Source organism: Streptomyces sp. NPDC058335, from assembly GCF_042723915.1.
Taxonomy (GTDB): Bacteria; Actinomycetota; Actinomycetes; order Streptomycetales; family Streptomycetaceae; genus Streptomyces.
Genome location: NZ_JBHXHX010000004.1, coordinates 409401 through 433253 on the forward strand (window position 1 = coordinate 409401; position 23853 = coordinate 433253).

22 protein-coding genes are annotated in these 23853 nt (G+C 73.1%); 15 read left to right on the forward strand and 7 right to left on the reverse strand.

Going from position 1 to position 23853, the window contains the following annotated elements; translation table 11 throughout:
- Nucleotides 1–146 precede the first annotated feature (146 nt).
- From ACFWJX_RS09960 to ACFWJX_RS09985, 6 genes are read left to right on the forward strand one after another with little or no spacing between them, the layout of a single operon-like run.
- Nucleotides 147–1571 (forward strand): ATP-binding protein, encoded by a 1425-nt coding sequence (locus ACFWJX_RS09960; protein ID WP_383239515.1) that lies wholly within the window; start codon nucleotides 147–149, stop codon nucleotides 1569–1571.
- Nucleotides 1568–1990, forward strand: a complete 423-nt coding sequence (locus ACFWJX_RS09965) for a roadblock/LC7 domain-containing protein (RefSeq protein WP_383239518.1) — start codon at nucleotides 1568–1570, stop codon at nucleotides 1988–1990. The genes ACFWJX_RS09960 and ACFWJX_RS09965 overlap by 4 nt, the downstream gene beginning before the upstream one ends.
- Nucleotides 1987–2349 carry a DUF742 domain-containing protein gene (locus ACFWJX_RS09970; RefSeq protein ID WP_383239521.1) on the forward strand — a complete coding sequence of 121 codons (363 nt, stop codon included), beginning with the start codon at nucleotides 1987–1989 and terminating at the stop codon, nucleotides 2347–2349. Before ACFWJX_RS09965 ends, ACFWJX_RS09970 begins: the two co-directional genes overlap by 4 nt.
- Nucleotides 2321–2956 carry an ATP/GTP-binding protein gene (locus ACFWJX_RS09975; RefSeq protein WP_383239524.1) on the forward strand — a complete coding sequence of 212 codons (636 nt, stop codon included), beginning with the start codon at nucleotides 2321–2323 and terminating at the stop codon, nucleotides 2954–2956. The genes ACFWJX_RS09970 and ACFWJX_RS09975 overlap by 29 nt, the downstream gene beginning before the upstream one ends.
- Complete coding sequence (locus ACFWJX_RS09980; RefSeq protein WP_383239527.1) at nucleotides 2953–4191, forward strand: cytochrome P450; 1239 nt, start codon at nucleotides 2953–2955, stop codon at nucleotides 4189–4191. Before ACFWJX_RS09975 ends, ACFWJX_RS09980 begins: the two co-directional genes overlap by 4 nt.
- Complete coding sequence (locus tag ACFWJX_RS09985; protein ID WP_383239530.1) at nucleotides 4188–5411, forward strand: cytochrome P450; 1224 nt, start codon at nucleotides 4188–4190, stop codon at nucleotides 5409–5411. The genes ACFWJX_RS09980 and ACFWJX_RS09985 overlap by 4 nt, the downstream gene beginning before the upstream one ends.
- Nucleotides 5412–5601: 190 nt before the next feature.
- On the opposite strand, the gene ACFWJX_RS09990 is transcribed toward ACFWJX_RS09985, so the two are convergent.
- From ACFWJX_RS09990 to ACFWJX_RS10000, 3 genes are all read right to left on the reverse strand, one after another.
- A complete protein-coding gene (locus ACFWJX_RS09990) occupies nucleotides 5602–7128 on the reverse strand; it encodes a helix-turn-helix domain-containing protein (protein WP_383239532.1) in 1527 nt (508 codons plus the stop codon).
- Between the two features lie 520 nt (nucleotides 7129–7648).
- Nucleotides 7649–9262: an MFS transporter gene (locus tag ACFWJX_RS09995; RefSeq protein ID WP_383239535.1), complete on the reverse strand. Its 1614-nt coding sequence runs from the start codon at nucleotides 9260–9262 to the stop codon at nucleotides 7649–7651.
- A 175-nt stretch (nucleotides 9263–9437) separates the two neighbouring features.
- Nucleotides 9438–9911: a MarR family winged helix-turn-helix transcriptional regulator gene (locus tag ACFWJX_RS10000; protein WP_383239538.1), complete on the reverse strand. Its 474-nt coding sequence runs from the start codon at nucleotides 9909–9911 to the stop codon at nucleotides 9438–9440.
- 116 nt (nucleotides 9912–10027) lie between these two features.
- On the opposite strand from ACFWJX_RS10000, the gene ACFWJX_RS10005 reads away from it, so the two are divergent.
- The 7 genes from ACFWJX_RS10005 (at nucleotide 10028) to ACFWJX_RS10035 (ending at nucleotide 17663) form a co-directional block, all read left to right on the forward strand.
- Nucleotides 10028–10648, forward strand: a complete 621-nt coding sequence (locus tag ACFWJX_RS10005) for an L-threonylcarbamoyladenylate synthase (protein WP_383239541.1) — start codon at nucleotides 10028–10030, stop codon at nucleotides 10646–10648.
- Between the two features lie 146 nt (nucleotides 10649–10794).
- Entirely contained in the window at nucleotides 10795–11550 is a 756-nt protein-coding gene (locus tag ACFWJX_RS10010; RefSeq protein ID WP_383239544.1) for a dienelactone hydrolase family protein, read from the forward strand.
- Between the two features lie 227 nt (nucleotides 11551–11777).
- Complete coding sequence (locus ACFWJX_RS10015; protein ID WP_383239547.1) at nucleotides 11778–12971, forward strand: glycoside hydrolase family 64 protein; 1194 nt, start codon at nucleotides 11778–11780, stop codon at nucleotides 12969–12971.
- A 181-nt stretch (nucleotides 12972–13152) separates the two neighbouring features.
- A complete protein-coding gene (locus tag ACFWJX_RS10020) occupies nucleotides 13153–13986 on the forward strand; it encodes an MHYT domain-containing protein (protein WP_383239550.1) in 834 nt (277 codons plus the stop codon).
- Nucleotides 13987–14187: 201 nt separating this feature from the next.
- Nucleotides 14188–15009: a DUF1684 domain-containing protein gene (locus tag ACFWJX_RS10025; protein ID WP_383239553.1), complete on the forward strand. Its 822-nt coding sequence runs from the start codon at nucleotides 14188–14190 to the stop codon at nucleotides 15007–15009.
- Between the two features lie 53 nt (nucleotides 15010–15062).
- The gene (locus tag ACFWJX_RS10030) at nucleotides 15063–16565 is read left to right on the forward strand and encodes a metallophosphoesterase family protein (protein WP_383239556.1); all 1503 of its coding nucleotides are present in this window, start codon (nucleotides 15063–15065) and stop codon (nucleotides 16563–16565) included.
- A 69-nt stretch (nucleotides 16566–16634) separates the two neighbouring features.
- The gene (locus ACFWJX_RS10035; RefSeq protein WP_383239558.1) at nucleotides 16635–17663 is read left to right on the forward strand and encodes an LLM class flavin-dependent oxidoreductase; all 1029 of its coding nucleotides are present in this window, start codon (nucleotides 16635–16637) and stop codon (nucleotides 17661–17663) included.
- An 84-nt stretch (nucleotides 17664–17747) separates the two neighbouring features.
- Here ACFWJX_RS10035 and ACFWJX_RS10040 read toward each other — a convergent pair whose 3' ends face one another.
- Nucleotides 17748–18719, reverse strand: coding sequence for a TauD/TfdA dioxygenase family protein (locus ACFWJX_RS10040; protein ID WP_383239715.1), 972 nt, complete (start codon nucleotides 18717–18719; stop codon nucleotides 17748–17750).
- A 199-nt stretch (nucleotides 18720–18918) separates the two neighbouring features.
- Between ACFWJX_RS10040 and ACFWJX_RS10045 the strand changes: the two genes are divergently transcribed.
- On the forward strand, nucleotides 18919–19749 hold the full coding sequence (locus tag ACFWJX_RS10045; RefSeq protein WP_383239718.1) for an aldo/keto reductase: 831 nt from the start codon (nucleotides 18919–18921) through the stop codon (nucleotides 19747–19749).
- 106 nt (nucleotides 19750–19855) lie between these two features.
- Nucleotides 19856–20431, forward strand: coding sequence for a DNA polymerase ligase N-terminal domain-containing protein (locus tag ACFWJX_RS10050; protein WP_383239721.1), 576 nt, complete (start codon nucleotides 19856–19858; stop codon nucleotides 20429–20431).
- 35 nt (nucleotides 20432–20466) lie between these two features.
- On the opposite strand, the gene ACFWJX_RS10055 is transcribed toward ACFWJX_RS10050, so the two are convergent.
- From ACFWJX_RS10055 to ACFWJX_RS10065, 3 genes are all read right to left on the reverse strand, one after another.
- Nucleotides 20467–22827 carry a SpoIIE family protein phosphatase gene (locus tag ACFWJX_RS10055; RefSeq protein ID WP_383239561.1) on the reverse strand — a complete coding sequence of 787 codons (2361 nt, stop codon included), beginning with the start codon at nucleotides 22825–22827 and terminating at the stop codon, nucleotides 20467–20469.
- Between the two features lie 62 nt (nucleotides 22828–22889).
- On the reverse strand, nucleotides 22890–23357 hold the full coding sequence (locus tag ACFWJX_RS10060) for a peroxiredoxin (protein WP_383239564.1): 468 nt from the start codon (nucleotides 23355–23357) through the stop codon (nucleotides 22890–22892).
- A complete protein-coding gene (locus tag ACFWJX_RS10065) occupies nucleotides 23354–23743 on the reverse strand; it encodes a DoxX family protein (RefSeq protein ID WP_383239567.1) in 390 nt (129 codons plus the stop codon). The genes ACFWJX_RS10060 and ACFWJX_RS10065 overlap by 4 nt, the downstream gene beginning before the upstream one ends.
- Nucleotides 23744–23853: the final 110 nt, after the last annotated feature.

Here is a 23853-nt window from a genome sequence, read left to right on the forward strand (position 1 = left end):
GGGCACTTTCGGCTTGAAGTCTCGCTCGACCGTGCGAGATCGGTCGATGACGGTGTGTACTGTGCTGCGAGTGCCCGGTCCGCACCTCTCGGGCCCACCCCTGCCTCCCCCTTCCCCGGAACGCCGACCTCCCTGGAACCGAATCGATGATCGAACTACCGGACCTGGTGGCCGGTGGCCTCGCCGCCGGCACACTGTCCGCGCTCGCCCTCGGCGGCGGGCTGCTGCGATTACGACGGCAACGGACCAGGCAGCGGGCGGAGATATCCGCCCTGCGCACCCGACTCGACGGCTCCTTACGGGCGTTCACCGCCGAGGTCGAGCATCTCGCGGTACGACGGGTGCCCGCCGCCGCCCAGCAGGTGGCCCATCCGCATCTGGCGGTGCCCGGCCCCCTCCAGCCGCTGACGGTCGGCACCCCGCTCGGCATCGCCCTGGAGAACGTACTCCTGGCGCTCCAGTCCGAAGTCGCCTCGCAGCGCACCCGGGTCGACGCCGCCGCACAGGCCGGCATGCGCGGCGCCACGCGGGAGATCCAGGCGGCCCTCTACCGGCTCCAGGACGCTCTGCGACGACTGCAACAACGTTTCGACGATCCGGAGTTGGCGCAGACCCTGTTCCAGCTCGACCACGAGAACGAGCAGTCGCTGCGGCGCGCCCAGGTCGCCGCCGTGGTGTGCGGGGCCTGGGTGGGGCTCGCGCGCGAGGAGTCACACCTGGTGGACGCGGTCACCGGCGGCCAGGCCCGGCTCGCGGGCTACCAGCGCGTCAAGATCCACAACCACCTGGAGCCCGGCACGGCCCTGGTCTCGCACGCCGTGGAACCGGTCGCCATCATCGTCGCCGAACTCCTCGACAACGCGCTGCGGCACTCCGCGCCCGACACCGACGTCGTGGTGAGCCTGGAACACGTCCACCACGGGGTGTGCGTCACCGTCGACGACGCGGGCCTCGGGATGACCCGCGACGAACGCGACCGCGCCCAGCGGCTGGTGGCCGGCGACGCCCCCATCCTCCTGACCGACCTGGGTGATCCACCGCGCATGGGCCTGGCCGCGATCGGCCGTCTGACCCGCCAGTTCGACCTGGGCGTCGACGTCTCCTCGGCCTCCCCCTACGGCGGGGTGCGCGCGGTACTGCGGGTGGACAGCCACCTGCTGAGCCGCCTCGACCCCGCCGACCGGCCGCCGGCCCCGAGCGCCCCGCGCACCACCCGCAAGTCCGTCCCCGCCGCGCCGGCCCCGTCGCACGCCTACGGCACGGAGGACGCCGTACCGGACGTCCCTGGGCACCACACGCCCACGGACGAGGACCGGGACGGGGACGGGGACGGACTGCCGCAGCGCCGTCGTCGCCGTACCCGACCCGCCGCAGCCGTAGCCGCCGTGCCCGAGACGTCCGCACCGCCCGCGCCACGCCCGGCCCGGCGGCCGGAGGAGGCCGCGGCGGCGCTCGGCGCACTCCAGTCCGGCACCGCGGCGGCGCGCTCGGGGGCCGCACCCGCGGGCAGCACGCGGACGGCGGCGCACGACACCGACCACACCGACGACGAAGAGGGAGCGGCCCGATGACCAGCCGCAACACGGGCGACACGGCATGGGTGCTGGAGCCGATCCTCCAGGTGCCGCACGTGGTGGCCGCCGTCATGCTGACCCGCGACGGCCTCGTGACGGGGTACACCGACGCGCTGTCGCAGCCGTCGGCGGAGCGGGTGGCCGCCATCAGCAGCACCGTGCAGGGGGCGTGCCGCACGGCGGCGGCCGCGTTCGCCGACCGGGACAAGGCCGAGGTGCGCCAGGTCGTCATCGAGTCCGACCACGGCTATGTGCTGATCGTGCCGACGGACCACGGCACCTGCGTCGCCGCGTACGGCGACGGGGAGGTGCGTCTGGACCTGCTGGCGCACCGGGTGCACTCGCAGGTGGCGCGGCTGGGCGAGAAGGCCATGGCGGCCGCGCCCCGAGGAGCCGACGACAACGCCTCCGCATGACCGCTCGTCCGGCCGGCCGTCCCCTGGTTCCCGCGTACCTGTCGACCGGCGGGGTGGCCCGGCCGAGCCGTCCCCACCTGGAGCGGCTGTCCGTGCTCGCCCGCACCGAGAAACGCGTGCCGCCCGGACTGCCCGCCGCCCAACACGCCCTGCTGGACGCCCTGGAGGGCGGCTCGCTGGCGGTGGTGGAGGCGGCGGCACTGCTCGGGCTGCCGGTCTCCGCGCTGTGTGTGCTGGCGGCCGGGCTCGCCGACCGGGACCTGATCCACACCCGCGCGCCGATCCCGCCGGCCGACCGCTTCGACCCCGACCTGCTGAAGAGAGTGGCCGATGGCCTCCGCGCCCTCAAGCACGCCTAGCGCCTGTCGTCACGCCGGCGAACCCGGCGCGATCCACCAGCCCGACACCGCCCGCGACCTGGTGAAGATCCTGGTCGCGGGGCCGTTCGGGGTGGGCAAGACGACCCTGATCGACTCGGTGTCCGAGATCCGGCCGCTGCACACCGAGGAGCACCTCAGCGAGGCGTCCACGCAGGTGGACGACCTGGACGGGGTGCGGGACAAGGCCACGACGACCGTCGCCATCGACTTCGGCCGGATCAGCCTGCCCGGCGGAGTGGTCCTCTACCTGTTCGGCACCCCGGGACAGGAGCGGTTCCGGTCCCTGTGGGACGACATCGCCTACGGGGCGCTCGGCGCGCTCGTCCTGGTGGACAGCCGCCGGCTCGACGCCTCCTTCGACGTGCTGGGCCTGGTGGAGGACAGCGGACTGCCGTACGCCGTCGCCCTGAACGCCTTCCCGGACGCGCCCACGCACCACGGCGAGGAACGGCTGCGGCGGGCCCTGGACCTGGAGCCGTCCACGCCGCTGGTGACCTGCGACGCACGGGACGCGAACTCCTCCGTCGACGCGCTGCTCGCGCTCGTCGACCATCTGATCACCCGCGACCCGGCGGAGGCCCGGTGACCACCCATCCCCCGGACCGGCACGACTTCTCACGCACGGCTCCCGTCCGGCTGTGGGAGGACGGCTTCGCGTCGGACCCGCACCGCTACTACGCCGCTCTCGGCGCCCAAGGACCCATCGGCTGGGCGGAGTTGGCGCCCGGTGTGCCGGCGTACCTGGTCACCGACCGGCGGGCGGCGCTGGACGTGCTGCACGACGAGGAGACGTTCTCGCACGACCCGCGCGCCTGGGAGGGGACCGTCCCGGCCGACTCCCCCGTGCTCGGCATGATGCGGTGGCGGCCCAACGCCCTGTTCGCCGACGGCGCCGCCCACGTCCGCTACCGCACCACCCTCATCGACGTGTTCGACCTGGTGGAGCCGCACGACCTGCGGGCCCGGGTGCACCGCGCGGTACGGCTGCTGGTGGACCGGATCGGGCCGCACGGCGGGGCCGACCTCGTCGCAGACTTCTCCCGGCCGCTGATGGCGCTGGTCTTCAACGACCTGTTCGGGCTGCCGGACAGCGCCGGCGACCGGCTCGAGGCGGGCCTCGGCAAGATGATGGAGGGCGGCGCGCAGGCCGCCGAGGGCGAGGCCGAGTACGGCCGGTACGTCCTGGAACTGATCGCGGCCAAGGCCGAGCGGCCCGGCGACGACCTGCCCAGCCGGCTCCTCGGCCACCCCGCCGGCCTCACCGGCGAGGAGGTCACCTGGCAGGTCTTCCTCACCCTCGGCGCCGGCTACGAACCGACCGCGAACCTGCTGTCCAACACCTTGTCGCGGATCCTGGGCAACCCGCTCTACTACTCCACCCTCACCAGCGGCGCCCGCCCCGTCATGGACGCGGTGGTCGAGGTGCTGCACCACGAGACGCCCCTGTCCAACTACGGCATCTACTACGCCCGCCGGCCCGTCTCCTTCCACGGGGTGTGGCTGCGGGACGCGGTACCCGTGGTGGTGTCGTACGGGGCGCTCGGCCTCCTCGCCGAGCGGGAGGTGACGGCCGGCCGGCATCCGAACGACGCCTCGCACCTGTCGTGGGGCGCCGGACCGCACGCCTGCCCGGTGAAACAGCACACGCTGCTGATCGTCACCGAGGCGATCGAACGGCTCACCCAGTGGCTGCCCGACCTCGACCCGGTGCTGCCCCGCGAGCGGCTCACCTGGCGGCCGGGGCCCTTCCACCGCTCCCTGACCGCGCTGCCCGTCCGCTTCAGCCCTCGTGCCGCCGACCGACCAGGAGTCCCCTCGTGACCACGACCGACCGCATCGTCCTCGACCCGTTCGGCTCCGACCTGCACGCCGAGAGCGCCCGGCTGCGCGCGCTCGGCCCGGTCGTGCCCATCGAGCTGCCCGGCGGCATCCCGGCCTGGGCACCCACCGGGTACGACACCCTGAAGGAGCTGATCCTCGACCCGCAGGTCAGCAAGGACCCGCGCAGACACTGGCGGCTGTGGCCGGAACTCGGCGACCACCCCACCTGGGGCTGGATCCTCGGCTGGGTCGGCGTGGTCAACATGCTCTCCACGTACGGCACCGACCACGCCCGGCTGCGGCGTCTGGTCGCACCGAGCTTCACGCACCGGCGCACCGAGTCGCTGCGGCAGCGGGTGGAGGCGATCACGGCGGAGCTGCTGGACGCCCTCGACCGGGGCGGGGACACGGTCGATCTGAAGGCCGCGTTCGCCCACCCCCTGCCGATGCGGATCATCTGCGAACTGTTCGGCGTGCCCGACGACATGCGGGAGGACCACGTCCGGCTGGTCGCCTCGATCATGGACACCACCGACCCCACCCCGGAGCACGCCGCGCGCGTCCAGGAACGGATCGGCTCGGTCCTCGGCGGGCTCATCGCGTACAAGAGCGAGCACCCCGGCGACGACATGACCACCGAACTGATCCGGGTGCGCGACGAGGAGGGCGACCGGCTCAGCGGCGAGGAGCTGCTGTACACGCTGCTCCTCGTCATCGGCGCCGGGTTCGAGACCACCGTGAACCTCGTCGGGAACGCCGTGGTGGCGCTGCTGGGCGCGCCCGAGCAGCTGGCGGCCGTACGGCGCGGGGACATCGGCTGGGACGCGGTGATCGACGAGACGCTGCGGCTGCACCCGTCGATCGCCACGCTTCCGCTGCGGTTCGCCGTCAGCGACCTGAAGGTGGGCGACGTGACGATCCCGGCCGGGGACGCCATCGTCACGACGTACGCGGCGGCGGGCGTCGACCCGGCCCACTACGGCCCCGACGCGGAGGTCTTCGACGCGGCGCGCCGGGCGGACGACCATCTGTCCTTCGGCATCGGCGTGCACCGGTGCATCGGCGCTCCGCTGGCCCGGATGGAGGCGCTCACCGCGCTGCCCGCGCTGTTCGACCGGTTCCCGGAGCTGCGGCTGGACACGGGCGCCGGGGAGCTGGAGCAGGTGCCGTCGTTCATCGCGAGCGGCTGGCGGACGATCCCGGTCCGGCTGCGCGGCTGACCGCGGTCCAGGTCGCGGTCGCTGTTACGGGGAGGGCTGGCATCGCGGGGGTGCGACCGGTCCCCCGTTCCGGTCGAACCCCCGCGGCTCCTCGAACCTACGTGCCGGGCGGACCGGCTGTGAATCGTGCCGGTGCCCGCTCGCGGGCCGGGAGGACTCACCTGTGCACAGGTGAGTCCGGATGGCCCGATTACGCCTGGCGGACGTCGGGCCGGCCGTCGAGGTGCAGGTCGGGCGGGTCGAGAGCGCCGGTCGCGAGGTGGGCGAGAACCACCTCGTAGAGGTCGCTGCCGGCGGCGAGGAGCCGGCGTTCGAGGACGGGTTCGGCGCCTCGGACGTGCTCGCGGACGGTCTGGGCGTGCACGCCGAGAAGCTGGGCGGCCCGTTCGGCGTTGCCGCCGGCGGCGATCCAGGCGCGCAGGGTGCCGCGCAGGTCGCGGCCGTCGGTGTCGAGGCGGGCGAGCAGGCCGTGCGCCCAGGTGCGCAGGGCGGGCCCGGTGAGCAGGTCGCCGAAGCGGGCGGGGGCCGCGACCGCGGCCGCGCGGATACGGTCCTCCGTGAGGCCGGCCTCGGTGTTCAGGGCGAGATGTACGGCGGCGCGGACGGCCAGGTCGGAGAAGTCCGCGGCGAGGAGGTTCTCGACGCGTTCCATCCGGGCGCGGACGGTGTTGCGGCTGACGCCGAGCACCTTCGCCGCGCTGACGGCGGTGAACTCCAGGCCCAGCCGGGTGGTGGCGAGGAGTTCGGCGCGGGTGTGGTGGGCGAGGGTGTCCAGGGGACGCAGCAGGTGGGTCGCCCAGGCGCGCAGGACGGCGGGGTCCATCAGCCGCTCGGGGTGGGTGCGTTCGGCGTAGACGGCCGTCTTGTCGGGGCGGAAGTGGGCGACGGCGAGGGCGCTGACGGCCTGTCCGTAGGCGGCGGCGGTATGGGCGAGGCTCTGGCGGGCGCTGCCGCCGAGGAAGGTGTCGGGGTGCCGGCGGCACACGTCGCGCAGGTCGGCGCCCGCGGTGTCGCGCGGAGTCACCACGATGACGTGGGCGTCCACGGCCGGGCAGCGCACGACCAGACTCTGTTCGCGGGTGGCCTCGATGCAGGCCTCGGCGAGCCGGTCGCGCTCCTCGGGGGTGCTCTCGACGACGTAGACGCAGGCGGTATCGGTGTCGAGGAGGCCGGGCCAGAGGCCGGCGGCGACCCTGCGGGCCGCGCTGGTGTCCTCGACCATGAGCAGTTGCAGGATGGCGAGGCGCAGGTCGGAGGTGGCGCGGGCGAGCCGGTGTCCGGTGGCGGCGGTGCGCTGGGCGCGCAGCAGGAGTTCGAGGGCGGCGGCCGTATGCGTCACGATGTCGGCGGCGCGCCGGTCGAAGGGCGCGGTCCGCACGACGGCGAGCACGCCCGCCGCTGCGGGTGGCGGCAGTTCCACGCGGATCAGCCGCAGATGGCGGCCGTCGCCCTGCCAGGAGGCGGAGGCGAGGCGGCCGGTCACGATGTCCGTCACCAGGCCCTCGTCGAGCGGTGTCGGCGAACCGGCGAGGGGGGTGCCGTTCTCGTCGCGCAGGGAGACGGCCGCCCCGACGGTGTCGCCGAGCCAGTCGACGACCCTGGCGATGTCCCGTCCGGTGGGCCGCAGATGGTCGAGGAGTTCCTGAGCCCACGCCGAGTCGGCATGGCCCGTCACCGCCACGTCCGTGCGACGCCGCTCGTCGTCCCGGCCGGTCATGTCGGCCCACACTCCTCGTCCCTCACGGCCCTGTCCGGCCGAACCAGTCATATCGGTCGGGGACGTTACCTCACGGACGCCGTCAGGGGTCCGATCCGCGTCCGACGACCGCCGGACCGGGCTGGGCGGACGGGGCCCGGACGGACGCCGACGGCGTCCAGGCCCGACGTGCGTCCTGACCACGCACGCTGACGGCACCGTCCTGAGCGGGGCGCTCAGGACGGTGCCGTTCCGGTGACGGTGATGGCGCACTCGCGCCAGCGGGGGGGGCGAGGCGGGCGATTGGAGGTGGCGGCGCGCTCGGGTCCGTCCCGCCCGTGCGGTACAGGGGGTGGCGGGGCGAGCGGCCGGTGTCAGTGCGCCGAGGCCGGTGGGCAGCCAACACCGCGCCGCCCAGCCAGAACAGACCCGTGGCCACGGAGGCCGCGTGCAGCCCGTTCACGAACGCCCGGCCACTGCCCTCGACGACAGCCCCCACAACTGCGCGGGCATCCTCCCGAAGACGAAGGCGCTCAGACGATCACGCCCCGCTCACATCCGCCCCGCGCGGAGCCGCCGAGACCCGACTGCCAAGCCCGGCCGCAGCCAGCACCGCACCCACCAGGCAGAGCAGGCCCGTCACCACCGAAGCCGCGTGCAGGCCGTTCATGAAGGCCTGGGCACTGCCCTCGACGACGGCCGCCCGGAGCTGCTCGGGCATGCTGCCGGAGACGGGGGCGACGCCCATGGCGACCGCGTCCTTGGCCTCGCCGAGCCCGGCGGCCGTCGCCGCGGGGACTCCGGCCCGGGTCAGTTCGCCGCCGAGCGTGGAGCCGACCCTGGCGCTGATCACGGAGACCAGGACGGAGGTGCCGAGGGCGCCGCCGATCTGGAGTGTGGTGGCCTGGAGGCCGCCCGCGACCCCGCCGTCCTGGACCGGGGCGTTGCCGACGATGGCGTCCGAGGAGGCGGCGAGCACCATGCCGACGCCGAGGCCGAGCGCGACGAACGGCGGCCACATGGTGGCGTAGGAGGAGTCGGTGGACCAGGTGAGCAGGCCGAAGCAGGCGACGCCCTGGAGGACCATGCCGAGCGGCATGCACAGGCGGGCGCCGAACCGGCCGGTGAGGGCCGCGCCGAGCGGGGAGGCGACGAGCGAGGCGAGGCTGAGCGGGAGGGTGCGCACACCGGCCTCGACGGGGGTGTAGCCGCGCACGTTCTGCAGGTACAGCATGATGAAGAAGATCGCCCCGAGCAGCACGAAGAAGTTGAGCGCGGTGATGATCGCGCCGACGGTCAGCGAGCGGTTGCGGAACAGGCGCATCGGCAGCAGCGGGTGCTCGACGCGGGTCTCGTACCAGCCGAAGACGGCGAGGACGAGGAGTCCGGCGAGGACGGCGGCCCAGGTTCCCGCGGAGGTCCAGCCCCAGGTCTCGCCCTTGACGACGCCGAGGACGAGGCTGAGCAGGCCGGCGGCGAGCAGCAGGACCCCGGGGACGTCGAAGCGGCGGTGTCCGGTGGAGTTCCGCGACTGCGGCAGCACGAGCGCGCTGAACGCGAACGCGACGACGCCGATGGGGAGGTTGATGTAGAACACCGACTCCCAGTTGACGTGCTGGACGAGGAGCCCGCCCACGATCGGGCCGAGCGCGGTGGACACGGCGGAGACCATGGCCCAGATGCCGACGGCCATGCCGAACTTCTTCGGCGGGAACACCGCCCGCAGCAGCCCCAGGGTGTTGGGCATGAGCAGGCCGCCGAAGACGCCCTGGAGGGCGCGGAAGACGATGACGCCGGTGATGGAGCCGGACAGTCCGATGGCGACCGAGGAGACGGCGAATCCGACGACGCCGACCAGGTAGAACGTGCGCCGGCCGAAGCGGTCGCCGAGCTTGCCGCCGAGGATGAGGGTGGCGGCCAGGGCCAGCAGGTAGGAGTTGGTGACCCACTGGAGGTCGGCGGTGGAGGCCTTGAGGTCGCGGCCGATCTCGGGGTTGGCGATGGCGACGACGGACGCGTCGAGCTGGACCATGAACAGGCCGAAGGCGACCGCGCAGAGGGTGAGCCAGGCGTTGGAGCGGAAGCGGCCGGTGGCCGGTGGCCGCTCCGCGGTGGACGCGGGCACGGCGGAGTGATCCACGGTGGTGGATGGCATGGAGGAGCCTTGTCTGTGACGTGGTTCTGCGAAGAGGTGACGGCGGCATCCGAGGGCGCGGCACGGCAGGTCCCGGGCAGGGTGAGTCCCGCCGGGGAGCAGGCGGAGAAGGGCCTGCCCCGGTCAGGCCGAGAAAGGTCCCGCCCCGGTCAGGCCGAGAAGGTCCTGCCCCGGTTCAGTGCGCCGCGGCGTGCAGGTGACGCGTGAGGGAGATGAGCGCGCCGACCGCGGAGCCGAGGGCGTCCATCTCGCCGTCGGTGAGGGACAGCAGTGCCTCGGAGAGGTAGCCGGTCTCCAGGTCACGCACCTCGGCGAGGCGCCGTCGGGAGGTCGCCGTCGGATACAGGTGGGCGACGCGCTTGTCGGTGCTGTCCTGTCGGCGCTCCAGCATGCCCCGCTCGGTCATCTGGGAGACCAGGGCGCTGACGTTGTTGGGCTTCATCAGCAGGGCGTCGGCGGCCTCGCGCACGGTGGCGCCCTCTTGCTGCGCGACGAACCTCAGCAGCAGGAGCTGCCCCTCGGGCGGCTTGGGGTGCGGATAGGTGGAACCCACGCGTCGGTCCAGGGCCCGGTGCAGCGCGGGGAGGCAGGCCGCGAGCTCGGAGGCCACGCGGTCGGTGCCCCGGGAGGGCGCGCTGGTGTCGGACATGACAGCCACGATAGGTATCCGTACATACCTATGTCAAAAGCGGTCGGCCGTCCGGCGCCGGACCCACGGGCCGTCCATGGCGACCCGGACCCCGCCGCACGGCATAAGCTCCCCCAATGGCGAAGTACTACGACGTTCACCCCGACAACCCGCAGCCGCGCACCATCGCCCAGGTCGCGGCGGCCATCCGGGCAGACGCGCTGATCGCGTACCCGACGGACTCCTGCTACGCGCTCGGCTGCCGGATCGGCAGCCGCGAGGGCGTCGACCGGATCCGGTCGATCCGCGAGCTGGACGACAAGCACCACTTCACCCTCGTCTGCCAGGACTTCGCGCAGCTCGGCCAGTTCGTGCACGTCGACAACGACGTGTTCCGCGCGATCAAGGCCACGACGCCCGGCAGCTACACCTTCATCCTCCCGGCGACGAAGGAGGTGCCGCGCATGCTCCAGCACCCGAAGAAGAAGACGGTGGGCGTGCGCATCCCCGACCACGTCGTCACCCAGGCACTGCTCGCCGAACTCGGTGAGCCCCTGCTGTCGAGCACGCTGCTGCTGCCGGGCGAGGAGGAGCCGATGACCCAGGGCTGGGAGATCAAGGACCTGCTCGACAACGCGGTGGACGGGGTGCTCGACTCCGGGGACTGCGGCACCGAGCCGACCACGGTCATCGATTTCTCGGAGGGCGAGGCGCAGATCATCCGGTACGGAGCGGGCGACGCCTCACGCTTCGAGTAGGCCGGGGCGAAGGGGGAGCGACAGGCGACAGGTCACCGGGCCCCGCCACCCCCGGCTCGATGGTGCATGCAACGATATCGACGGCCCGGCCTCGCCGCCGGGCCGGTCGACCGCTCGTCGTGTACCGCGCAGAGAGGCACCCCCTCATGATCTCCGTTCAGGGAACAGCCGTGGACGTCCCCACCGAGGACGGCGTCGCGGACGCCCATCTCTCCCACCCCGCCGACGGCGCGCCCCGTCCGGGCGTGCTGCTCTACCAGGACGCGTTCGGTCTGCGGCCGCATCTGCGCGCGATGGCCGACCGGCTGGCCGGCGCCGGGTACACCGTGCTGGTGCCGAACGTCTTCTACCGTCACGGGCGCAGTCCCGTCGTGGAGCTGCCCGGGTTCATCGACCCGGAGGTCCGCCCGGACATCTTCGAGAGGCTGCTCCCGGTGATGCGGTCGCTGACCAACGACCTGGTGACGCGGGACGCCGACGCGTATCTGCGCTGGATGGCGCGGAGCCCACTGGTCGTGGACGGTCCGGTCGCGGTGACCGGGTACTGCATGGGCGCCCGCCTCTCCCTGCTGACCGCGGGCGCCCATCCCGAGCGGGTCGCGGCGGCGGCCGGTTTCCACGGCGGGCGGCTGGCGACCGAGGCGCCGGACAGCCCGCATCTGGTGGCCGACAGGGTCACGGCCGAGCTGTACTTCGGCCACGCCGACGACGACCCCGCACTGCCGCCCGAGGAGCAGGAGCGGCTGGAGGAGGCCCTGACCGCGGCCGGCGTCCGGCACCGCTGCGAGGTCTACCGGGGCGCCCCCCACGGCTTCACCCAGGCCGACACCGCCGCCTACCAGGAGGCCGCCTCCGAGCGACACTGGGCGGCACTGCTGGACCTGCTGGAGCGCACCTTCTGATTCCGGCGCGAGCATCGGCACCCGCACAGGCACGCGCACAGCAGGCGCACAGCACGCGCACCGGCACGCATACCGGTGCACACACCGGCCCACGGCTCCCGCGGTCAGCACCCCGCGGGAGCCTCTTCGTGCACAGTCATTGACATGCTCACACCCTGATGCGACGTTGAGAGCGCTCTCAACAGGTACGGACCAACCCCACAGGCCTACCCGCACGGAGGTGGAGAGTGTTCCGCACACTCAGGTCCCGGCTGACGGCAGCGGCAGGAGCCGCCGCGCTCGTCGGCACATTGCTCACCCTGGGGCCACCGGCCCAGGCCGCCGTCCCCGCCACCGTTCCCCTCAAGATCACCAACAACTCGGGGCGCGGCGAACCCCTCTACGTCTACAACCTCGGCACCCTCCTGACGACGGGTCAGCAGGGCTGGGCCGACGCCAACGGCACCTTCCACGCCTGGCCCGCGGGCGGCAACCCGCCCACACCGGCGCCGGACGCCTCGATCACGGGCCCGGCGGCCGGCCGGTCGGCGACCATCCGGATCCCCAAGTTCTCGGGCCGCATCTACTTCTCGTACGGTCAGAAGCTGGTGTTCAGGCTGACCACGGGCGGGCTCGTGCAGCCGGCCGTGCAGAACCCCAGCGACCCCAACCGGAACATCCTGTTCAACTGGTCGGAGTACACGCTCAACGACTCGGGCCTGTGGCTCAACAGCACCCAGGTCGACATGTTCTCGGCGCCGTACGCGGTCGGGGTGCAGCGCTCCGACGGGACCACGGTCAGCACCGGCCGGCTCAAGGCGGGCGGCTACACCGGCTTCTTCAACGCCCTGCGCGGGCAGCCCGGCGGCTGGGCGAACCTGATCCAGACCCGCTCGGACGGCACCGTCCTGCGGGCGCTGTCCCCGCTGTACGGCGTGGAGACCGGGGCACTGCCCCGTACCGTGCTGGACGACTACATCAACCGCGTGTGGCAGAAGTACGCGACCTCGACGCTGACGGTGACGCCGTTCGCGGACCAGCCGGGCACCAAGTACTACGGCCGGGTCTCCGGCGGCGTCATGAACTTCACCAACAGTTCGGGCGCCGTGGTCACCAGCTTCCAGAAGCCGGACGCGGACAGCGTGTTCGGCTGCCACCGGCTGCTGGACGCCCCCAACGACGCCGTACGCGGGCCGATCTCGCGCACGCTGTGCGCCGGGTTCAACCGGTCCACCCTCCTGACCAATCCCAACCAGCCGGACACCACCTCGGCGGGCTTCTACCAGGACACGGTGACCAACCACTACGCCCGAAAGATCCACGCTCAGATGGCCGACGGGAAGGCGTACGCGTTCGCGTTCGACGACGTCGGCCACCACGAGTCGCTCGTGCACGACGGGTCGCCGCTCCAGGCGTACCTGACGCTCGACCCGCTGAACTGAGAGCGGCGACGTCCCGCACGCGGAGAAGCTCCCGTGCGGGACGTCCGCGCGAGAGGAGCCGGGCGGCCCGCCTGGTCCTGGCCCGGCGTGCCGCGACGAAACACGGCAAAGGCTTGCTTCCCCGACGCATGCGCCGTAGACCTGCTCTCACAACAACCGTCACTCTGGGGGGAGTTCGGTGATGGACGGCACGGTCGACGGGTTCCGGTACGGGTGGGTGACACCCGTCGCGGCGTATGTGATGGCCTGTCTCGGAGGGGCTCTGGGCCTGCGCTGCATCGTGCGCTCGCTGCTCGACGGGCAGTCGTGGCGGCCCGGCTGGCTGGCGCTCGGGGCGGCGTCGATCGGCTGCGGGATCTGGACGATGCACTTCGTCGCCATGATCGGCTTCCAGGTGGAGGAGGCCCGGATCGGCTACGACGCCGGCCTGACCGTCGTCAGTCTCGTGGTCGCCGTCGTCGTGGTGGGGATCGGCGTGTTCATCGTGGGGTATCGCGGAGCCGGCGCCGCGGCACTGTGCCTCGCGGGAGGCGTCACCGGACTCGGTGTCGCGGCCATGCACTACCTGGGCATGGCCGCGATGCACCTCGACGGCAGCATCCGCTACGACCCGTTCACGGTCGCGCTCTCCGTGCTGATCGCGGTCGTCGCCGCGACGGCGGCCCTGTGGGCGGCCGTCACGATCCGCGGGTTCGCGACGAGCCTCGGAGCGAGCCTGGTGATGGGGGTGGCGGTGTCCGGGATGCACTACACGGGCATGGCGGCCGTCAGCGTCCATGTGCACGGCACGGCCCCGTCCTGGGCGGGCGACGCCCCGACCTCACTGCTGCTGCCGATGCTGATCGGACCCGTGATCTTCCTACTGCTGGCCGCGGTGGTGGTGATGTTCGATCCGCTGCTGGTGCTCGGCGAGGGGGACTGGAACCGGAACTCCCGGACCGGGCGGGCCGTCGCCGCCGAGGAGGAGCCGGTGGCCGGCCGATCCGGCCCCCGCCGCTCGTGGAGCGACGGGTGAGCGGTTCGCGCAGGGCCGGCCCGGTGAGCGCCGTGCGGTAGGGCCGCCGGGCCGGACGCGCGCGGGGGAAGCCGTTCCCGCGCACATTGCAGGCTTGTGAAATCCGGTGTCCGGCGCGGCGGACGCGGATGAGACTCGCCGTCCCGGTGGTTGCACCCGGCGTCCGCCAGTCCGCCAGGGACACCGTCCGAGGGAGCGCACATGACCGTCCAGGACATCGACCGCACCGGCTTCGTCCGGGAGTGGGAGCAGTGGCACCGCCGGAAGGAGGAGGTTCTCGCCGGCCCGCACGGTTTCCTCGCGATCACCGGCCTGCACTGGCTGAGCCCCGAGCCGACCCGCTTCGAGGACGCGCCCGGCGCCTGGTCCGGCACGGCCGAGGGAGTCGTCGTCGACCTCTCCGAGGACGAGGAACTGACCGTGGACGGCACGGTGGTGCGCGGCCGGTACGCGTTCGGGGTGATCGCCGAACGCGACAGCGTGTACGTCGCCGCCGGGGACGCGCTGATCGAGGTCGCCAAGCGCGGCGGCCACGACATCCTGCGCCCGCGCCACCCCGGCAACGCCCTGCGCACCGCCTTCTCCCACACCCCCGCCTACGCCCCCGATCCGCGCTGGGTGCGCGAGGGCCGCTTCCTGCCCCACGCGCGGCCCCGGCCGGTGACCGTCGGCGCCGCCGTCGAGGGCCTGGAGCACGTCTACGACTCCCCGGGGCAGGTCGAGTTCGAGCTGGACGGCACGACGTACCGCCTCACCGCGTTCAACGGCGATGCGCCGGGCAGCCTGACGGTGCTGTTCACGGACGCCACCTCGGGGGTGACGACGTACGCCGCGAACCGCTCCCTCCAACTCGCCGCACCGGACGACGAGGGCCGGGTGACGCTGGACTTCAACCGGGCCGGCAATCTGCCCTGCGCCTACACGGACCTGGCGACCTGCCCGCTGCCCCCGGCGGAGAACCGGCTGCCCGTGGCCATCGAGGCCGGCGAGCGGATCCCCCTGGAACGGGGTGGACGGGACTGAACCAGGTCACCCCTCCCCGCCGTCCGGTTCTGGACCGTTGTTACGGTGCACCGGTGTCTGACTCCTCACGCGATACCGCCGAAGGCGCCGGCTGGGGCGCCAACGACCCCGGCACCTACGGGCAGTTGATGTCCGCCGAGGTGGAGAAGATCTCGTGGCTGGACCCCAGGATGCTGTGGGCCGCGCGCAACGGCGTGCTGGCGTCCTGGTTCGGGGACCCCACCGGCCGTACGCGCGGCCGGTGGGTGGACCAGCGGGCGGCGGCCGGGGCACCCGCGGACAAGGTGATCCGGCGCCCGGAACCGGACCGCTTCTCCTTCATGGTGATCGGCGACACGGGCGAGGGCGACGACCCCCAGTACGCCGTCGTGCCAGGCTTCCTGAAGGTGGGTCAGGACACCAGCTTCGCCGTACTGGCGAGCGACGTGATCTATCCCGCGGGCAGCGCGGACGACTACGACGGCAAGTTCTTCCGCCCGTACCGCGACTACCGGGCCCCGATGTACGCGATACCCGGCAACCACGACTGGTACGAGGACCTCGGCGCGTTCATGCGGGTCTTCTGCGACGCCCCGCCGCTCCCGGAGGAGCCCGAGCCCCGGCCGTCCGGCCGGGCCTGGCTACGCTCCCGGCTGTGGCACCGGCCACGCCAGGGAGACGGCCGACGCCTCGACGAGGCACGGGCGTTGCGTTCGCACCCGTCCCAACAGGCCGTGCAGCCGGGCCCGTACTGGGCGATCGACTCCGGACCGGTGCGGATCATCGGCATAGACACCGGCCTGCTGGGCACCCTGGACGCCGAACAGGGCGCCTGGCTGCGGGAGGTGGCGCGGGGGCCGCGCCCGAAGATACTGATCACCGGCTCACCTCTGTACGTGGACGGCGAGCACCAGCCCTGCCCGATCGAGGGCGGCGGCACGGTCGACGAGATCGTGCGCGACCCCGGGCACCGCTTCGTCGCGGCGATCGGCGGCGACATCCACAACTACCAGCGCTATCCGGTGCCTCTGCCGGACGGCCGTACCCTCCAGTACGTCGTCGCGGGCGGCGGCGGGGCCTTCATGCACGCCACGCACACCATCCCGCGCGTCTCCGTGGGCGGGGTCGCGGAGGCCGACTTCCGCTGCTATCCGCTGCGCGGCGACTCCCTCGCCTTCTACAGCCGCCTGTACGGCCGGCGGCTGCGGCTGCGGCGTTTCTTCAGGCTCACCGAGGCCGAGGCGACCGCGGTGATCGCCGAGCGGCTGGGCATCCCGCCGACCCGCGGTCCGGGCGCTCCCGTGCGGATCACCCGGCGGGTCCGGCTGGTCGCCACCCTGCTCGGCACCGCCCGCCGGCCCGACCGCGGGGCGCGGTTCCGGCTGCCCGTGCGCAAGATCTACACGTCGCTGTTCTCGCCGAGTTCGGCGACGTACAGCCCGCCCTTCTTCAAGTGCTTCCTGCGTCTGGACGTCAGCCCGGAGAGCGTGCGGCTGCGCTGTTACGCGGCCACCGGCAACCGCGCACAGGAACTGGACCCGCCGGTCGAGGACGAGGTCACCATCCCGCTGGCCTGACCCGGCCCCCGACCCGACCATGGAAATACCGGTGTACGGCGGTGCCCGCCGTCGACGATGGAGGAACCGATGCCGTCCACCCCACGCCCGCTGCGCAAACTGGGCTTCCTCACCATCGGCCTGTTCGACGAGGCCGACCCGCGCCGCGGGCACGAGACCACGCTGGAGATCATCGAGCTGGGCGAGCGGCTGGGCTTCGACAGCGCCTGGCTGCGCCACCGGCACCTCCAGTACGGCATCTCCTCCCCCGTCGCCGTCCTCGCGGCGGCCTCCCAGCGCACCAGCCGGATCGAGCTGGGCACCGCGGTGATCCCGCTGGGCTGGGAGAACCCGCTGCGGCTGGCGGAGGACCTGGCGACCGTCGACGTGCTGTCCGGGGGCCGGCTCAATCCGGGGGTGAGCGTCGGCCCGCCGATGCACTACGACCGGGTCAGACAGACGCTGTACCCGGACACCGCGGACGCCGAGGACTTCGGATACGGCAGGGCGCGACGGCTGCTCGACCTGGTGCGCGGCGAGCCCGCCACCGGCTTCAGCGGCACCGAGGGCTTCGAGGTGTTCTCCGACCGTGTGCAGCCCCACTCCCCCGGCCTGGGCAGCCGCCTGTGGTACGGCGGCGGCAGCCTCGGCTCGGCGCGCTGGGCCGGGGAGAACGGCATGAACTTCCTGACCAGCAGCGTCGTGAAGGCCGAAGGTCCCGACGGCGCACGGGACTTCGCCGACATCCAGCTCGCCCTGGTGCGTGCCTTCCGCGCCGCGCACCCCGACGGCGACGCGGCCCGCGTCTCCCAGGGCCTCGTCGTCATCCCCACCGACTCCGCCACCCCCGGACAGCGCGCGAAGTACGAGGAGTTCGCCGCCCGGCGCCTGGCCCGCACCACGTCCCCGCAGGGCCCCGGTCGGCTCCTGTTCGCCCCCGACCTGGTCGGCACCTCCGCCGAGCTGGCCGAACGCCTGCGCGCCCATGCCGCGTTCCGCGAGATCGACGAGGTCGCCTTCGCCCTCCCCTTCACCTTCGCCCCCGAGGACTACGTACAGATCCTCACCGACATGGCGACGAGGCTGGGACCGGCGCTGGGGTGGCAGCCGGGGATCTGAGTCGGGCCGGCGTGTCGGCATGACGGCTCGCCTGCGGCCCGTGCAGGCGGCGGGGGCGTGCCAGGCGTCCGCCGCCGGGCGGCCTCACCAGCGGCCGGGCTCGACTCCCGTGACCGGCTCCGACGGCCTGCCGTCCACCCCGACCGGGATGTCTCCCGTGAGCATCACGCGGTGCATGGTGCGGGGGAAGCCGAGGTGGGTGTTGTCGCTGGGGGCGAGGTGGATGGTGGCGCGGTTGTCCCAGAAGGCGACGCTGCCCGGTTCCCAGCGGAAGCGGACCGTGTACTCGGGGCGGGTCGCCTCCTCCAGCAGCAGTTCCAGGATCGCCGCGCTCTCCGCGCGCGAGAGGTCGGTGATCTGCTCGACGTAGTAGCCGTTGACGTACAGGACCCGCTCGCCCGTCTCGGGGTGGACCCGTACCAGCGGGTGCACGGAGGCCACCTGGTGGTCGAGGAGGTGACGGACGTAGGCGTCGTCGCCGGCGCGGGGCTGGTAGCCGACGCCGAGGCGGTGTTCGGCGCGCAGTCCGTCGACGAACCGCCGCAGCGGCGCGGACAGTCCGGCGTACGCGGCGGCCAGGTTGGACCAGGTGGTGTCGCCGCCGTACGGGGGGACGGTCTCGGCGCGCAGGATCGTCGCGGCGGGCGGGTCGACGCGCGCGCCGTGGTCGCAGTGCCAGCCGCGCAGCAGGGTGTGCCGGCGGCGCCTGAGCCACTCCTCGTGGTCCATGCCGAACCGGCCGCCGAGTTCCAGCCGGTCGGCGGTGGTCTCGATCTCGGGGAAGTCCGCCGGGGAGGCGCTGCCGCGCTTGCGCAGGACGACCGGTTCGCCGAACCGGCGGGCGAACGCCACATGCCCGGCGTGGTCCAGCCGCTGCCCGCGGAAGAAGACCACCTTCCAGCGCAGCACCGCCGCCCGGATCGCGGCGACCTGCGCGTCGTCGAGTCCGGCGGCCAGGTCGACGCCCTCGATGTCGGCGCCGATGTGCCCGGCGGCCGGCCGGAGCGTCAGTCCCGCGGCCCGCACACTGTCCTCCACCGCCGCATCCGTCGCCATGTCCCTCGCCTCGCTGTCGAACTCGGTCGTCATGCGCGCTCCGCTCGTCCTCGTCACCGGTACGGCTCCCCGAAGATCGTGTCAGCGAATCGCCGACGTGACGACAGCGCCTCCGCCCTCGTCCCCGCCGCTCCGGTTGATCGATCCCCGGCCTGTCGGTGAGGCTGGAGGGACGACACAGCCGAGGGAAGGCCCGATGGTGAACCACATCCCCGCCCACACGCTCAACGACGGAACGACGCTCCCGGCCGTCGGTCTCGGCACCTGGCCGATGGACGACGCGCAGGCGGAGGAGGCGGTGGCCGGGGCGCTCGGCCGGGGCTACCGCCTGATCGACACGGCGACGAACTACCGCAACGAGACCGGCGTGGGCCGCGGGATCGCCCGCGCGGACGTGCCGCGCGAGGAGATCGTGGTGACCACGAAGCTCCCGGGCCGCCACCACGGCTACGACGAGACCCTGGCCTCCTTCGAGGAGTCCCGCCGGCGGCTCGGCGTCGACCGGGTGGACCTGTACCTGATCCACTGGCCGCTGCCCCGCGTCGACAAGTACGTCGACTCCTGGCGGGCCATGATCAAGCTCCGGGAGGAGGGGCTGGTCCGGTCGATCGGCGTCTCCAACTTCACCGCCGGTCACATCGAGCGGCTGGAGAAGGAGACGGGCGTCCTGCCCGCCGTCAACCAGATCGAGGTGCACCCGCTCTTCCCGCAGGACGCGCTGCGCGCCTTCCACGAGTCGAAGGGCATCGTCACGGAGAGCTGGAGCCCGCTGGGGCGCGGCTCGGCCCTGCTGGACGATCCGGCCGTGATCTCCGTCGCCGAGGCCCACGGCGTCACCCCCGGCCAGGCCGTCCTGCGCTGGCACCTCCAGCTCGGCGCGGTGCCCGTTCCGAAGTCGGCGGACCCGGAGCGGCAGCGGGCCAACCTGGACGTGTTCGGCTTCGAGCTGGGCGCGGCACAGATGGCGGCGATCGCGGACCGTGTGCCCCGGCGGCTGGGCGGTGATCCGGAGGTTCACGAGGAGTTCTGAGCCGGGCCGAGTTCCGTGCCGGGGCCGCGGGTACCCGGCACATCCCGGAAGAAGGACCGGACGGAGGACCGGAAGGGACCGGATGGAGGACCGGATGGAGGACCGAATGGACGAGCGGGCACGGCTCAGCGACTACCGCGGGAAGCGCGACTTCGACCGGACCGGCGAGCCGTCCGGAGACCGGGCGCCCGCCAGGCGCGGGAGGCCCCGGTTCGTCGTGCAGATCCATGACGCGAGCACGCTGCACTTCGACTTCCGGCTCCAGGTGGGTGACGTCCTGAAGTCCTGGTCGGTGCCGAGGGGCCCGTCCGCGCGGCCGAAGGACAAGCGGCTCGCCGTGCCGACGGAGGACCATCCGCTGGACTACGAGGACTTCGAAGGGGTGATCGCGCAGGGCGAGTACGGGGGCGGGACCGTCATCGTGTGGGACCACGGGACGTACGAGCCGCTCGGCCCCGACGCCGACTTCGAGGAGGGCCTGCGCCGAGGGCATGTGTCGTTCCGGCTGCACGGTGCGAAACTGCGGGGCACCTACGCCCTCACCCGGTTCAAGGGCGAGGACGACTGGCTGCTGGTCAAGGCGGGCGGCGGCACCGGACACGGGCACGGCACGCCGAACCCGCGCCGGGCCCGGTCGGTCCGCACCGGGCGGACCCTGGCCCAGGTGGCCGCCGGGGCCTGAGCGGGGGCGTCTTCGGGCAGCGCCGTGCCGTCCGCTCAGAACGACGGCGTCAGCGTCTGCTCGCACCAGATGGTCTTGCCGCGGCCCGTCTGCCGGCTGCCCCAGCGCTGGGTGAGCTGGGCGACCAGCAGCAGGCCGCGTCCTCCCTCGTCGAAGGCGTGGGCGCGGCGCAGGTGCGGGGAGGTGGAACTGCCGTCGGACACCTCGCAGATGAGGGTGCGGTCGCGGATCAGCCGTAGCTGGATGGGGGGTTCGCCGTAGCGGATGGCGTTGGTGACGAGTTCGCTGACGACGAGTTCGGTGACGAACGCCGTCTCCTCCAGTCCCCACGCGGCGAGTTGTTCGGTGGCGGCCTGCCGGGTGGCGGCCACCTGGGCGGGGTCCGGGTCCACGTCCCAGGTGGCGACCTGCTCGGCACCGAGCGCGCGGGTGCGGGCCACCAGCAGGGCCACGTCGTCGCTGGGCTCCTCCGGCAGAACCGCTTTGAGCACCGTGTCGCAGAGGGCGTCGAGGGAGGCGGCGGGCGCGGTCAGCGCGTTGCACAGCTCGGTGGTGGAGCGGTCGATGTCGCGGTCTCGGTCCTCTATCAGACCGTCGGTGTAGAGCGCGACGACGGTGCCCTCGGCCAGTTCCAGCTCGACCGCCTCGAAGGGCAGCCCGCCGACGCCGAGCGGCGGGCCGGGGGACATCCGGACCAGGCCGGCCGTGCCGTCGGGCAGGACGAGGGCGGGTGCGGGATGGCCGGCGGAAGCCAGGGTGAGCCGGCGGGTGACCGGGTCGTAGACGGCGTACAGACAGGTGGCGCCCAGTTCCGCGACGTCCTCGCCGCCGTCGTAGGCCGCGAGGTGGGTGACGAGGTCGTCGAGGTGGGTGAGGAGTTCGTCGGGCGGGAGGTCGACGTCGGCGAGGGTGCGGACGGCCATGCAGAGGCGGCCCATGGTCGCGGCGGACGGGATACCGTGCCCGACGACGTCGCCGACGACGAGGGCGACCCGGCTGCCGGAGAGCGGGATCACGTCGAACCAGTCGCCGCCGATGCCCGCGGTGGAGCCGCTCGGCAGATAGCGGTGGGCGACCTCGACGGCCACCTGGCCGGGCAGGCCGCGCGGGAGCAGGCTGTGCTGGAGGGCGAGGGCGGTGGTGCGTTCGCGGGCGAAGCGGCGGGCGTTGTCGACGCAGACGGCGGCGCGGCTGGCGAGTTCCTCGGCGAAGACGGCGTCGTCGGCCGCGTAGTCGTCCGGCTGGGCGACGCGTACGGCGACGGCGACGCCCAGGGTGGTGCCGCGGGCTCGCAGCGGCACCGCCATCATCGAGTGGACGCCCTCGCGGTGGGGGCGTCCCTTCGGTGCTCGGGCGTTGCGGTCCTCGACCCACCGCATGAACGGCGGCTCGCCCGCCTGACTGACGACCGCACGGCCCTCCCGCAACGCCCGCGCGACCGGGGAGAACACCGGGTAGAGGTCCGCCTCTCCCAGGTGTACGGCCGCTTCCGGGGTGCCCTCGGTGACGGAGCCGTGGGCGACGCGCCGCAGCTCCACCCCCTCGCCGGGCGGCACCGGCGGCGGTTCGTCGGCGCCCAGCACCCAGTCGAACAGGTCCACGCTGGCGAAGTCGGCGAACCGCGGCACCACGACGCCGATCAGTTCCTCGGCCGTGCGCACCACGTCCAGGGTGGTGCCGATGGCGGCCGCGGCCTCGTTCAGGAGCGCCAGCCGCTCCCGCGCCCAGTACTGCTCGGTGCTGTCGAGCGCGGCCAGGGCGGTGCCGAGGATGTTGCCCGCCGCGTCCCGGACCGGCCACATCTCGATGCTCCAGGCGTGTTCCCGGTTCAGGGCCGGGGCGCCGGTGAAGCTCTCGTAGCGGACCGGCCGGCCCGTCTCGCAGACATGGCGCAGGTGCCAGTTGAAGCCGCGGCTGTGCTCGGCGTCCTCCACGGTATCCGGGAAGGGGCGGCCGAGCAGGGCCTCCTCGGGCACGCCCATCACATGGCAGGCGGCGTCGTTGACCCGCAGATAGTGCTGGCCGGGGTCGAAGACCGACATCGACATGGAGGCCTGCTGGAAGGCGCGCTCCCCGACGGTCGGTTCCGGGTCCGGGTCCGGGTCCGGGGACGGCGGTACGGCGGTGAGGGCCAGGCCCGCGGGCTCGCCGCCGGGGCCGAGGACCGGGCAGGCGGTCACGGTGACGGTGACCGGGTGGCCGTCGCGGTGCCGTACGACGACGGGGCCGGTCCAGGCCCCGTCCCCGCGCGCCGGAAGGGCCTCGGCGAGCAGGTCGGCCGCCGGCCGGCCCACCGCGTCCTGGGCCGTGCGGCCGGTCAGCCGGCGGGCTCCCTCGCTCCAGCCCGTCACGATGCCCCGTACATCGACGACAGCCGCAGCGGCGACTTGCTCCATGCCGTCCAGAATGGTCCCTTTGGCCCGCCGCATCAACCGCGGCGGGCCGGGCCCTCCCGTTCTCAGGAGCTGTGGGCGCGCAGCACCTCCAGGGCGCGGTCGGCATGGGTGTTCATGCGCAGCTCGCTGCGCACGGCCGCCAGGACGGTGCGGTCCTGGCCTATCACGAAGGTGACGCGCCTGGTGGGGGCCAGGGAGAAGCCGCGCCTCACGCCGAACCGTTCCCGCACGGTGCCGTCGGCGTCGGACAGCAGGGGCATGCCGAGCGTGTGCCGGCCGGCGAACTCCTGCTGCCGGTCGACGGAGTCGCCGCTGATGCCGACGGGACGCGCGCCCACGGCCGCGAACTCGGCGGCCAGGTCGCGGAAGTGACAGGCCTCCGCGGTGCAGCCGGGGGTGAGGGCGGCGGGATAGAAGAAGAGGACGACGGGTCCTTCGGCGAGCAGCTCGGTGAGCTTGCGGACCGTCCCGGTCTCGTCCGGCAGTGCGAAGTCTTCGACCAGGTCACCGGTCTCGGGTGCCTTGCTCACGAGGCTCCCTCCGTCTTCCGCGCGTTCCGTGCGACGTTGCGGGCCCACAGCACGAGGGGCACCTGAAGGGGCAGCCGGCCTACGGCGGCGGCCCTGAGCGGGGCGGGGTGGTGGCGCCAGTCCGCGGCCATCTTGACGTTGGCGGGGAAGACGCCGACGAAGAACGCGGCCGTCGCCAGCGCTGTCCTCCTGCGGGTCGCGGGAAGGGCGAGACCTGCGGCCAGGGCCAGCTCGACGGCACCGCTCGCGTACGTCCAGTTCCGCGGGGAGCCCGGCAGGGCGCGCGGCACGATCGCGTCGAAGGTGCGCGGCGCGGCGAAGTGGGCGATGCCCGCGGAGGCCAGGAGGCCCGCGAGCAACAGGGGTGAACGGTGGGACCGGGACACGGCTCTCTCCTCTGACGGCCTGGCGCGCGATATTACGGGAGAGTAGGAAACGCTCCGCGGGTGGGGTCCCGGCGGCTCGGCGGGTCCGGGCGGGACCGGCATCGGGGGCC